We start from the raw sequence: 13010 nt of genomic DNA, 5'->3' as shown, positions 1-13010 counted from the left end.
ACACATAACCAGCAAAAATATAGCCTGAAATTGCCCTAGACTTCTTTTATTTTGGAAAATGGGGAAAATTAATAATGTACTGTATCAACTTTTGATACCCTAACAGTGCCCAATAATAACTTTCAGATTGCCAAAGGGATCGTATATGATATATATATACAACAGGATGATGTATACGCTTACTTAGCTCTCCATAACAAATTGAACATGGGAGAATGGAATGAATAAAAGGCAAACAGAGATTTTCCGCAAGTTGTTAACTGAACCAGACCGGTTATGGTTAGTGCAAGATCTGGCCGATCAGACAGACTGCTCTGAAAAGACGATTCGAAATGATCTGAAGGTAATTGAAGAATATATAATCAAGCACTCCAATGCCAATCTGGTGAGAAGGCCGGGACGCGGCATTTATCTGGAGATGAGTGAAACGGAACAGGCTGATTTATTCGACCGACTGTATGCAGGCGAAAGTACAGCCCAGCATGAATCGGATGAGGAGAGGGTGCTGCATCTCGCCTATCGGCTCTTGATGAATGCCAAGCCTGTAACTATTCAGGATCTGGCTTCACAGTATTATGTGAACAAGACGGTGATCCGTAGAGATATGGAGAAGATCGATGGCTGGCTGCACAGCTTTGATCTTGCCTTGATTACCAAGCAGCGTGTAGGTTTGACAATTCAAGGCTCTGAGAAGAATAAGCGGATAGCTTTGGCGCGGATGAACCAGCTGATTGACAGTCCTGAGTTAACGGGACAGATGATGCGCAAACAGTTTGAACCGCACGAGATTACAACCGTATATCATGAGTTAAAAATATTTCAAAAACGTCATGAGCTCAGTTTTACCGATGAAACTTTAGAAGGGCTAATGCAGCATATTCTCTTAATGGTTAAACGGACTAAGCTCGGACAGCCCATCTCGCTTTCCGAGCAGGACATTGCTTTTTTACAGAAAAAAATTGAATTTACATGGGCTACGTCATTTTTACAGCAGTTGCAAAAGCTGTTTTCCGTACCTTTTTCCAAGGAAGAAACGGCCTATCTAACCCTGCATTTACTGGGCGGGAAGTTCCGTTACCAGCAGGAGGAAGGAAGGGGGAAACAGAGCGATCTGGCAGACAGCCATCCGCTCTTGCCTGAATTGGTTGAGCAGTTGATCCGGCGGATGTCGGAGCTGAATATGATTGCCTTTTACAAGGACCAGGTGTTGCTGAACGGGTTGAAAGTCCATTTATATACAACCCTGAATCGTCTCCATTATGGTCTGACTGTATCCAATCCAATGCTGTCCGAGATCAAGAAGATGTACCCCTACATGTTCGACCGGGTCATCATTACACTAGAAGAAGTGGGGCGAATGATCCGGTTATCATTCCCCGAAGAGGAAGCAGCGTATTTGACCCTGCACTTCCAGGCCTCCGTGGAGCGGCTTCATCAGAAGGAGAGCCATCCCCAGAAGGCTATCATCGTGTGTCACATGGGCATAGGCATGTCCCAACTGCTGCGTACCAAGGTTGAACGTAAATTTCCGGCTGTACATGTGGAGACAACCCTTTCGAAGGCGGAAGTCCAGGACTATCTTGCAGCCCAAGAGGTGGATCTTGTCATTACAACCGTAGCTCTCCCTGAGATAAAAGTTCCGCATATTCTCGTCTCTCCATTGCTGGATGCCAAGGATGAGCGTCAGCTGGAGCAAGTGATTAGACGACTGGATGAGCCGGAACACAGGGCGGCAGATGAATCTGTATTTTTTAAATATACAACACCTTTTTTGGTCTTTCCCCAGCAGGAAGTGCAGCGTCCGGAGCAATTGATTTCCAAGCTGGCGCAAATACTGGAGGACAAAGGATATGTTGAGACAGGTTATGTGGACAGTGTACTGGCGCGAGAAAAAATGTCGGCTACGACGATCGGGGGAGGTATTGCTATCCCGCATGGCGGGTCTGAGTGGATAAGACAGTCCTCCATAGTAATTGCTACCTTAAGGCAGCCGCTCACCTGGGGAACCGAGAAAGTAGAGCTTGTGTTCTTGCTTGCGGTTAAACAGGATGGACGGGAAGAGATGCGGCAGTTATTTAAGGAGTTGTCCCTGATCAGTGAGCAGCCGGCTTTGGTCCATGCATTATCTAGGGAGACCGATGCGATGAGATTATTAGGGAAGCTAAAGGGATAAAGTAAAATTAAAAGCTGTACCTGGAGCAGGACTTATAGATGAGTCCTGTTTTTTGTTGGTATAAATCCGTTTTTCCGAAAGTTCCGGTAAAAAGTTCGTCCGATAACAGTAAAATAGGCGTTTATACTATCAATGTAAGCGGAAACATCAGAGAGAAGGGGAATGACTATGAAAATATTGGCGATTACCTCATGTCCTAATGGAATTGCACATACGTATATGGCAGCTGAAAATCTGCAAAAGGCAGCAGTAAAGCTGGGCATCGAGATGAAGGTCGAGACACAAGGCTCCATTGGAGTGGAAAATCAACTAACCGAGCAGGAGATCCGTGAAGCGGATGGCATTATTATTGCTGCGGATAAGACGGTGGTAAAAGACCGCTTCGTCGGTAAAAAACTGCTGGTCGTTGGAGTACAGGATGGCATTCGCCGTCCAGAAGAATTGATCCAACGGGTCATGAAAGGCGATGTGCCTGTGTACCAGGCAGAGTCACGTTCTGCCGAAGGTAGCACACAGGAGAAAAAACCGAAACAAAACCCCATCTACCGCCACTTGATGAATGGAGTATCCTATATGGTGCCCTTTATCGTCATCGGAGGATTGCTTATTGCCATTGCTTTGACAATTGGCGGTGAGAAGACACCAGGCGGTCTGGTTATTCCGGACGGTTCATTTTGGAAGACGATTCAGGATATCGGCTCGGCTTCGTTCACCTTTATGATACCGATCCTCGCCGGATTTATCGCGATGAGCATTGCGGATAGACCGGGGCTTGCACCGGGTATGGTTGGCGGATTCATTGCTGCGAACGGCAGTTTTTATGGAAGTGAGGCAGGAGCCGGATTTATCGGCGGAATTATCGCCGGTTTCCTGGCGGGTTATGTTGCACTTGGTATTCGGAAAATTAAGGTTGGCCGAGCGTTACAGCCGATCATGCCCATTATTATTATCCCTGTATTGGCATCTTTAATTGTAGGATTAATCTTTGTCTTTGTGATCGGTGCTCCAGTCGCACAATTGTTTGAAACTCTAACTGGTTGGCTTGCAGGTATGCAAGGTACAAGTTCAATTCTACTGGCACTGATTTTAGGTGCAATGATCTCCTTCGATATGGGCGGCCCTGTGAACAAAGTCGCATTTTTATTCGGTTCGGCCATGATCGGCGAAGGGAATTATGAAATTATGGGCCCTATCGCCGTTGCGATTTGTATCCCGCCGATTGGGATGGGACTTGCAGCGATGATCAACAAACGTAAATTTGCACCTGCGGAACGCGAGGCTGGAAAAGCAACATTCACTATGGGGTTGTTCGGTATTACCGAAGGTGCGATTCCATTCGCGGCGCAAGATCCACTGCGTGTTATTCCTAGCATTATGGTAGGATCAATGGTCGGTTCAGTAATTGCGATGTTGGGAAATGTAGGTGACAAGGTAGCTCACGGTGGACCGATTGTAGCCGTACTTGGTGCAGTTGACAATGTGTTTATATTCTTCATCGCCGTTATTGTCGGCGCAGCCGTGTCGGTTGTCATGGTGAGCCTGCTGAAAAAAGATATTGCAGTAGATCCCGCTGTTGCTGGAGAAGCGATGTCTGGAAATTCTGCCGCAGTAGCTGGAAAATCTGCGATCACTACAACTGCGGCGGAGTCATCGCCTTCAACAACCGTCATAAATAATGGGTCAGCGGTGCCTGAACAAGCTGTTCACATTGAGAAACTGACGGATATTGTAACGATGGATCTGATTAATCTGGATCTGGAAGGAACGACACAAGATGCTGTGATTGATGAAATGATCGGAGCACTTGAGAGAACTGGAGCCGTAAGCTCTGCCAGTGACCTCAAACAGGCGATATTAGCCAGAGAGGAAGAAAGCTCTACAGGCATCGGAATGAATATTGCCATTCCTCATGGCAAATCGAATGCTGTCCTGAAGCCAAGCGTGGTCTTCGGCATCAAGCAGGGCGGTGTTGACTGGAAAAGTGCAGACGGAAGTGAAGCAAAACTGATCTTCATGATTGCCGTACCACGCAATAGCAAGGACAACACGCATCTGAAGGTGTTGCAAATGCTGTCCCGTAAGCTGATGGACGATCATTTTAGAGAAGCACTCCTGGCGGTTACAACGAAGGAAGAAGCTTATCAATTGCTGGATCAGGTGCATTAATTCAATGCGCTAAGAACTTGAATCAAAGAAGAGAGGCTCCCGAAGTTACAGCCGGGAGCCTCTTCTCGTCGAGATAAGAGCATATGGACACTATGGAATAATATTAATCCAAGAAATGGTGAGTTATATTGTGCATATACACTTCATCGCCCGAATTTTCTTTCATATCAATAAGAGTATTTGCATCTTTCCCGACGATATATCTTAACTTGGTAGTGCCATCCATTGCTGCTTGATAAATAGTTTCAGCAACAAGTACTGGGGACGAGGCATATGTGGGGTCTTTTTCCATTTCCGCCAATTTACCTAGAAACGCAGAAGTAAACGGCTTGTAATCCATTAAAGAATCATCAAAAAAGAATTCCATTGATCTTCCGCCAAAGTCTGTTTGGATAGCTCCTGGTTCAATCAACTTTACTTTAATGTTTTGTGATGCTAATTCATAGGATAAAGATTCAGAAAAGCCCTCAACTGCGAATTTGGTTGAATGATAGAGTGACATAGTTGGAAAAGTAACTTTGCCTCCCATAGAGGAAATATTAATCAACAAGCCATCTTGATGAGATCTAAAATGTGGCAAGATTGCTTTCGTCATATTTATCATACCAAAAACGTTCACTTCAAATTGTCTTCTAATCTGTTCATCCGTAGCTGCTTCAAGAATTCCCATGGTACCATATCCTGCGTTATTCAGAAGCACGTCAATTTTACCGAACCGCTGAATTGCCTTTGCTACGGCGTTTTGAATCGTCTCTTTTTTTTCAACATCCAGCTCTAGTACCATAATATGATTTGATTTAATAAACTCAGTTTCTTTTTCAGGTGTACGCATCGTAGCTACTACATTCCATCCTCTTTCTGCAAAGTAGGTAACGGTAGCTCTTCCGATTCCTGATGAGGCTCCTGTGATAAAAATCGTTTTCATTAAAGTCCCTCCACATTAGGTTTTATTAGTTCGCTGCTGTTGTCGTTCCAATTGTTCAATATCTAGTAATCCTTGGGCAATGGTTTCAAGTTTAGCGCTATATTCTTTGATTCCAATTTGGATACATATAATCTGCGTCGGATGCATGTCATTTTTATAAAGCTCATATTTCTTGCACAATGCATCTAACTTTTTTTGCGTATCCTCCAGTATTTGCTTCAACCAGGTAATTACCTTGTCATACCCGACGAATTCACCAAAGTAAAGCCTCATCATAAAATCCGATTTTTTCGTACTATCTTCATCCAGAGGTCCTTGTAAATAGGTGTTAAAGGATTCTCGGCCTTTATCTGTTATGGTTAAAACATTTTTGTTAGGCTTGCCATCCTGAATTACCAATTCTCTGGCAATCAAACCCTCCTTTTCCATCCGGGTAAGCGTAGGGTAAATGGTTCCGTAGCTTGCACTATAAAAATATGAAAATACATCCCCCCAGAGTTGTTTTATTTCGTATCCAGTTAGCGATTCTTTCATAAGCATGCCTAGAATAACATCCTGACTGTTCATTACGTCCCTCCTTGTCTTTTCGTTGGAAAACATAAATATAATTTCAGATGCTGATGTGCTGTATTTCATATATCGATTGTTAATATATCAGTTTGATATATGTAGTGTCAATATAAAAATGCTAAAATTTCCATGCAGGCGAGCCGTGTCGCCGCTTCTTATGCTCCACGGATGGCCGGCCGAGGCATGCCTTCGCGCCTCGCGAATGGGCGGCTCCGCAGTATTAATGTATTGTCAGCGGCGTTCACCGCGTGACATGAGCATGATGCCAAGGAAGACAAACCCTGCACCCGCCAGATGGGCAAATGAGAAGGGTTCCCGGAGGATGACATAGGACAGTAGCAGTGTACTGACTGGAATACACCCGGTGTATACCGCTGCCGTACTGGCTGAGACCCTTGATACACCCCGGAACCATAATACGTAGGCCAATGCTGTGACAAAAATACCATAATATAAGACAAGCCCAATCTCCCCTGCACCTACGTGGTTAAAGTCGAACTGCTGTGCCTCCCCAAAGGAACAAGCCAGAAACATGAGTAAAGAAAAGAGCGTTATATACATAGTTCCAAGCAGGGAGGAAACATGGCTGGATAGCATCTTGCGCAGCACCGTCAGTGCCGCTTCTCCGAACACGGCAGACAGAACAAGCAGCATGCCAATGAATGAGGTTGCATGGGGAGCAGAAAAACCGAACGCGGTAATGTGAGGCAATTGCAGCACCAAAACGCCGAGCAGTGAACAGGCGATCCCGAGTCCGGGGCGCAGCGTAATCTTCTCTCTCAGCAGCACATACGAAAGAAGGGCAACGATAGCTGGGGTCAAGCTTGTCAGAATTCCGCTTTCGGAAGCAGAGGCATAGGCCAGTCCGTAAAGCATAAGGACACGGAAGAGAAACATGCCGATCAGGGCCTGAATGAACAGGATTAAGGCATCCCGTTTGCTGATCCTTAGTGAATATTTCTTGATGAATACAATGGGTACCAAGAACAGAAGGGCAACGGCCAGGCTGGCCGATTGCGATAAAAAAACAGGCAGCCGCATCACGACCAGTTTACCGACTACCACAGAACTGCCGACAATGGAGGTTGCGATCACTAATTCCATGTAAGTCGAAAAGGTTGGTTTGTTCATTTCATCTCACCTCTTGTACAGATATTAATATATACTGTAGCAATAGAAACTGGGCACTTGTAGATCCAGTTAAAGAGGTTTTTGACAGTACCGCTTGAGGGGGCAGCCTATGTGGGTACCTATCGATAAGAATGTGACAGTTCCGATGCTGCGTCAGGTGTATCAAGCGATACGGGACCGTATTTTAGCCGGAGAACTGCATGCAGGATATAAACTTCCTTCGACCCGGGTGCTGGCCTTACAGTTGAATGTTTCCCGGAATGTTATCCTCGAAGCTTATGAAATGCTGCTAGCCGAAGGTTTAGCCTTTGCGCGCCCGGGTTCAGGTACCTATGTAGCCGAGGGCGCCGTCCTTCCGGGTTATGTATCCGCACCACCTATCGAAGCGTCTGCGTCCGCTATGAATACTCAATATTCAAATGAGGTATCAGTAATTTCCTTCCGGACGGGCCTTCCTGCGTTGGAATTGTTCCCACGCAAATCATGGGCCGACTTGCTTCAGAGCGTATGCAAAGAGGCTCCCGATCTGGCACTGGGTTATGGCGACTCTGCTGGAGAGCCCGAGCTGCGAAGGGAGCTGGCCGACTATTTGGTTCACACCAGAGGAGTGAAAGCCAGACCGGAACATATTGTAATCACTAGCGGAGCAGTACAAGCGATTCAGCTTGTCACCCGTCTGCTGCTGTCAGCTGGGGACGAAGCCCTGGTAGAGGAACCGACAAACGAAGATTTAAAAAGCATTCTGTCGGCTACAGGAGCAACACTCCGGAGCATGCCTGTTGATGATTCGGGAGTTATAACAGCCGATCTGCCACAAAAAAGGCACCCCAAACTGGCATATCTGACACCCTCGCACCAGTTCCCGCTGGGAGGTATCTTGCCGATCCAAAGGCGGATCGAGCTTATCCAGTATGCAGCCCGGACAGGATGCCTGCTGCTCGAAGATGATTATGACAGTGAGTTCCGGTACGATGGGGCGCCCGTTCACTCCTTGCAGAGTTTGGACCCAGAACGGGTGCTATACGTTGGGACGTTTAGCAAGATTTTGTTCCCCGCACTGCGGATCGGCTATATTGTTCTTCCTCCATCATATGTCGCTGATTTTATCCGGTTAAAGCAACTGGCAGATTACCAGACAGCGAGCTTGGAGCAAATTGTGTTGAGCCGGTATATCAGGAAACGGCTCCTTCATAAACATGTACATAAAATGAAGAAGGTGTACGCCAAGCGTCGTCAGGTCCTTGTTGATAGCCTGGAGCAGCATTTTACAGGGCAATACCGGGTATGTGGTCGATCGGCTGGTTTACATTTGGTAGCAGAGTTTCGGTTCCCGTTCCGAGAGGATTTGCCAAAATGTCTCCGCAGCGAAAACGTATTTGCGGCACAGCTGGAAGGGAACCGACTGCTCATGGGCTATGGGCATCTACATGAAAGCGATATTCGTGAAGGGGTTAGCAGGATTAGGAATGCTCTGCAACGGTAGTACACGCAAAAGCAGTCCATCCTCAGGTGAGGATAGGCTGCCCTTTTCATAGTAAGATATCGTTTTCTAAGGGGATAAGGAAGTAGTACTTACCCCGGCTAACTACTACATAAAGTCAAAAAAATAACGAATCACGTGAAAAAAGACGGGCGAGGTGTAGGTCAAGCTATCCACCTGGCTTAAGTAGCTTTTTTTCAAAGCATCGAACTTATCATCATCGCCGATTAATAAATCTCGCTTCAGCACGGAAACCGTTAAGCTGCCGAAAAAACCGCTCAAGCTGATCAGCATGCCGAAAATAATTCCAAATTTCAAGTCAAACGGCGTCAGGTAGGGATAGATGAGATAGGAAGCTGCTATGGTTACGGGAAAAGCGAATGCAAAGCCTTCCCAAGTTAAATTGGGGTTGGATGTCGGGACGATTTTCCGCTTCCCGAAATAGAGTGATGCCAGATAGTGTGCGACATCATTGAGCTGCGTCAGTACCACTAGAAAAAGTACAAGTTTCGCTCCGTATTGCGGCGTAGCAAACTGAAAATAGGCCAGGTGACTCAGCCCGAAAACCATCAGCATGAGTCCCCATTGGGTCGAGCTGACACTGCGCAGGAAACCAACCGTTCCTTTATTGATCAATCGCGGAAGCGGTAGCAGCAAGAATACATAGATAGGGATAAAGACGATAAACATCCCGTACCACCCGATATAAATCCAATAAAACTGTACGGGAATCGCCAAGTACGCCCATAGAAACAATCTACGATCGGCTTTTCTGGATCTGATCATGGAAAAGTATTCTTTTAGCGCAAAAAAGGTGAGCGTCATCAAGGAAAGCAGTGAAACGATCGGATTGAAAAGAGTTGCCGAGCAAAAGATAAAGAACATGCCCCACCAGGTCTTGATGCGAAGTCCAATAGCTGCATAGTCTTTGTCAGGCTGTGTTTTGACTACCACTATATAAACCAGATGGATCACCCATAAGGCTGTAAAAATGAGGATTAACGTTAATAGCGAACTGTCCATTGCCACTCACCAACTTATCGTGAAATAGGATTCCATTAAAGCATTCCTATGTTATTATGAAGGAATAATTCAAACTTGATAAGGGGAAATTTAGTAAATGGTAGCTGATCAATCCGTCTTTATCTTGCTTACCAATACGGGAACGTTTCTTACGAGAGTCATTAAAAGCTATACAAGAGCGCCATACAATCACGCCTCCATTTCCTTTAACCGGGAACTTTCGGAGTTATACAGTTTCGGGAGAAAGACCCCCAATAACCCTCTGGATGGCGGTTTCGTGAAAGAGGATATTAAGACAGGTACATACAGCAGATTTCCGAATACAACATGTGTCATCTACGAGCTTCAAGTAACCGACCGTGAAGTCGAAAAAATGAAGCGGGTCTTACACGTCTTTATCCGAAGTCGCCAAAAATATATGTATAACTTACTGGGTTTGATTGGTGTTGCACTCAAAGAACCAGTCGAGTTCAGCAATTCTTATTTTTGTTCGCAATTCGTCGCAGAAATTTTACAGCGCTCCGGCATAAAAATATGGAACAAGTTGCCCGCCCTTATTACGCCAGATGATTTTCGGCAAAGTGACCGATTCCATTTGATCTACGAAGGAAAATTGAGCAAGTATGAGCCTCAACCCTGAGGACAAGCAACGTATTACTTAGACCTCCTCCGGTACAATCACCTCGATATGACGCGGTAAAATACGAAGCTCGATAGGTAAAAACGGCCCTTCCTCACCATCTACATTCGTACTGACCGATTCTGCGGAGCTGACACTGACATGCTTTGCGGTAAAGTAAACGACATCTTTATGATCCTTCAGGTTCCCTAAAAATAAGGATATGCTGGCCGTCACGGTATTCAATATATTGAGGTTTTTGAAAATAAAGCAGTGAAGCAGACCATCGTCAACAGCAGCGTCGGGCGCCAGTTTCTCGAATCGGCCGACTGAGTTGGTTAGAGCAGCAGCAGACCTTTAGACTCTAGATTAGACATTCGTAATATTTTTAGTTACTATAGAAAAGTAAATAAAACCCGAATGGAGGATTTCATATGAAAATCGCATTAACAGGAGCAACGGGGCAACTGGGTTCCATCGTGGTAGATACGTTGCTTACATCCGTCCCGGCAAAAGACCTTATTGTTAGCGTAAGAAATCCGGAAAAAACAGAGAGCTTACGTGCTCGTGGCGTTGACGTTCGTCATGGCGATTTTGATAAACCAGAAACGCTGGATCAAGCATTTGCTGGAGTAGACCGACTGCTGATTATATCCGCAGACGGGGATAATGATACCCGAATCCGCCAGCATAAGGCGGCTGTTGATGCTGCTGTACGCGCGGGAGTAGGCTTCATCGCTTATACCAGCGCTGCCAATGCCGCTGACAGCACTCTGTTCCTTGCACCCGTACATCGTATCACGGAGGAGTTCATTCGCGAATCGGGCATTCCTTACTCCTTCTTGCGTAATAATTGGTATCTTGAGAATGAAGCAGGCACGATCCAATCGGTACTCGCGGGGGCCCCTTGGCTAACCTCGGCAGGGTCCGGTAAAGTAGGTTGGGCCACCCGTGCCGACTATGCGCAGGCGGCTGCAACCGTTTTGTCTGGCGAAGGGCATGAGAATACAATATACGAGCTCTCCGGTAAGCCGATTACCCAAGAAGAGTTTGCAGCGATACTCGCTGAGGTTCTGGGTAAGGACGTTCCTGTACAGCAGGTGGACGATGCTGCGTATGCCGATATTATGCTCGGTGCGGGAGTACCGGAAGGTGCAATCCCTATTGTTGTCGGTATTCAACAAGCGATTCGCGAAGGAGCCTTGGATGTTGTAAGCAACGATTTCGAGAAGCTGTTGCAACGCCCCCTTACGCCGCTTAGCCAGGGAATTAGTGAACTGATAAAGCAAACAAAAGCATAACAAACGTGCCGTAGAGTACAATTTCAACATATGATACTGCTCATGATTAAAAACGGATGCTGCCTAGAAAGGTCAGCATCCGTTTTAGTTACATGTTCGCCCCCTGGGCATTTTCAGAGACAGGGCGCTTACGTATCGGTACAATGCTCAGATTAATTTCATCCATGAGTGGAATCGTTACTGATTATCCAATATACTTGTAGGGAACTCCAAGGAAGGCTTGAAGCAAGCTTGGTTTATATAGGAAGATTAGCACAGTAGTAGAATTTGAAAATGAATGGAGTACATAATACCATGTCCAATTTGCCAAATTGTCCCGAATGTAATTCAGAGTACACTTATGAGGATCGCAGTCTTTTCATTTGCCCGGAATGCGCTCATGAGTGGTCTTCCGAGTCAGAATCCGTAAGTAACGAAGATGTAAAAGTCGTTAAAGATGCGAATGGCAACGTCCTGAAGGATGGTGACTCTGTAACTGTCATTAAAGACCTAAAAGTTAAGGGAAGCTCATCCGTCTTGAAAATCGGCACCAAAGTAAAAAACATCCGTCTGGTGGAAGGCGACCACGATATTGACTGCAAAATTGATGGTTTTGGAGCAATGAAGCTAAAATCGGAATTTGTAAAAAAGAATTAATATGTAAGAGGGTAAAGGATTTTGTACAGTTTTGCAGAGAAACCTTTCAGCTCAATGAGGATTAAAAAAGGAGAAGCTGAGGGCTTCTCCTTTTTTATGTTTATAACGGTGCCAGCCATACGGTTCCGGTTCCCCTGTACACATTAACCAGCCCTTCGCCGGAAGCGGCGGAGCCCATTTTGGTTTTTCCGGATTTTTCGACGGTGAACTGTAGGGTATTGGACCACATGAGGGCAAAGTTGCCATCCACCTTCAGGATATCATTTTGCAATTCTATAATGATCGCTTCTTCTGAAGGGATCGGCGCTTGTAGTGCCAGAACTCCTTTTCCCCGGGCGCTTAGGTTAAATAATCCTTCCCCACCTAATGCGGCAGAGGAAAGATTACTACGCGCAACGACAGATATGTCCAGCGTCGTGTCGCAAGCCAAAAACAAGCCGTCTTCGATGGCAATGTCATCATTATCAACATCAATAAGCCAAATATATTGGTAGGTAGGCTCCAGCATAATGGTACCTGTGCCTTTATAGTGAGGTTTAATGGCACCTGTTCCCGTCACAGCACCGGACACCAAGTTTCGCATTAAGCCTCCTACACCTTTTACGCCGGTAGTCATTTCCATGTTACCCACAGTATATTGCATGGCTCCCGCCTTCATCATAATTTCGCTATTGTTGATTTCGATCATGAGCTGTTTGCGGCGCATGTTACTTTTACTCATATAGTAATTGTCTTTCGCAGCTGCAACCGAGGTGCAACTCAAATCTGTTATGTATTCCAGTACCGTAAATCCACCTAATTGGTCAGTGATGGCAACATTGCTGTTATCCTTTAAATTATTAATGACAAAAGCCATAAATGTATGCGCCTCCTTGTTGTATTCATGTTGTGGGGACTGTTGTGGGGATGGAAATCTTCTTTATTCCATAAAATATTCGACATAGAGACTTCTTTTCCTGCGGCGAATCTTGACACTCCCCTTGGCT

11 protein-coding genes and 1 pseudogene are annotated in these 13010 nt (G+C 45.8%); 6 read left to right on the top strand and 6 right to left on the bottom strand.

Annotation, left to right across the window (positions count from 1 at the left end):
• Positions 1-220: 220 nt before the first annotated feature.
• Positions 221-2173, top strand: coding sequence for a BglG family transcription antiterminator (locus AC6EJC_RS01445; protein WP_444952410.1), 1953 nt, complete (start codon positions 221-223; stop codon positions 2171-2173).
• Positions 2174-2341: 168 nt separating this feature from the next.
• Positions 2342-4339, top strand: coding sequence for a fructose-specific PTS transporter subunit EIIC (locus tag AC6EJC_RS01440; RefSeq protein WP_444952409.1), 1998 nt, complete (start codon positions 2342-2344; stop codon positions 4337-4339).
• 103 nt (positions 4340-4442) lie between these two features.
• On the opposite strand, the gene AC6EJC_RS01435 is transcribed toward AC6EJC_RS01440, so the two are convergent.
• The 3 genes from AC6EJC_RS01435 to AC6EJC_RS01425 form a co-directional block, all read right to left on the bottom strand.
• A complete protein-coding gene (locus AC6EJC_RS01435; protein WP_444952408.1) occupies positions 4443-5264 on the bottom strand; it encodes an SDR family oxidoreductase in 822 nt (273 codons plus the stop codon).
• Between the two features lie 15 nt (positions 5265-5279).
• Positions 5280-5831 carry a PadR family transcriptional regulator gene (locus AC6EJC_RS01430; RefSeq protein ID WP_223821982.1) on the bottom strand — a complete coding sequence of 184 codons (552 nt, stop codon included), beginning with the start codon at positions 5829-5831 and terminating at the stop codon, positions 5280-5282.
• 234 nt (positions 5832-6065) lie between these two features.
• Positions 6066-6965 carry a DMT family transporter gene (locus AC6EJC_RS01425; RefSeq protein WP_444952407.1) on the bottom strand — a complete coding sequence of 300 codons (900 nt, stop codon included), beginning with the start codon at positions 6963-6965 and terminating at the stop codon, positions 6066-6068.
• A 109-nt stretch (positions 6966-7074) separates the two neighbouring features.
• On the opposite strand from AC6EJC_RS01425, the gene pdxR reads away from it, so the two are divergent.
• Positions 7075-8448: a MocR-like pyridoxine biosynthesis transcription factor PdxR gene (pdxR, locus tag AC6EJC_RS01420; protein ID WP_444952406.1), complete on the top strand. Its 1374-nt coding sequence runs from the start codon at positions 7075-7077 to the stop codon at positions 8446-8448.
• 105 nt (positions 8449-8553) lie between these two features.
• Here the strand turns inward: pdxR and AC6EJC_RS01415 are convergent, their stop codons facing one another.
• Positions 8554-9468 (bottom strand): phosphatidate cytidylyltransferase, encoded by a 915-nt coding sequence (locus tag AC6EJC_RS01415; RefSeq protein WP_444952405.1) that lies wholly within the window; start codon positions 9466-9468, stop codon positions 8554-8556.
• Between the two features lie 97 nt (positions 9469-9565).
• On the opposite strand from AC6EJC_RS01415, the gene AC6EJC_RS01410 reads away from it, so the two are divergent.
• Positions 9566-10108, top strand: a complete 543-nt coding sequence (locus AC6EJC_RS01410; protein ID WP_444952404.1) for a hypothetical protein — start codon at positions 9566-9568, stop codon at positions 10106-10108.
• A gap of 18 nt (positions 10109-10126) precedes the next feature.
• Here the strand turns inward: AC6EJC_RS01410 and AC6EJC_RS01405 are convergent.
• Positions 10127-10423: pseudogene (locus tag AC6EJC_RS01405) on the bottom strand (diacylglycerol/lipid kinase family protein); the annotation flags it as partial.
• Between the two features lie 98 nt (positions 10424-10521).
• On the opposite strand from AC6EJC_RS01405, the gene AC6EJC_RS01400 reads away from it, so the two are divergent.
• Complete coding sequence (locus tag AC6EJC_RS01400) at positions 10522-11388, top strand: SDR family oxidoreductase (RefSeq protein WP_444952403.1); 867 nt, start codon at positions 10522-10524, stop codon at positions 11386-11388.
• Positions 11389-11682: 294 nt separating this feature from the next.
• Positions 11683-12024: a zinc ribbon domain-containing protein YjdM gene (locus tag AC6EJC_RS01395; RefSeq protein WP_444952402.1), complete on the top strand. Its 342-nt coding sequence runs from the start codon at positions 11683-11685 to the stop codon at positions 12022-12024.
• 100 nt (positions 12025-12124) lie between these two features.
• On the opposite strand, the gene AC6EJC_RS01390 is transcribed toward AC6EJC_RS01395, so the two are convergent.
• Complete coding sequence (locus tag AC6EJC_RS01390) at positions 12125-12880, bottom strand: AIM24 family protein (protein WP_444952401.1); 756 nt, start codon at positions 12878-12880, stop codon at positions 12125-12127.
• Positions 12881-13010: the final 130 nt, after the last annotated feature.

The sequence above is a fragment of the Paenibacillus sp. TY11 genome (assembly GCF_059772165.1).
The sequence above is the reverse complement of the archived record's forward strand: the minus strand, read 5'-3'. Positions and strand labels throughout refer to the sequence as shown.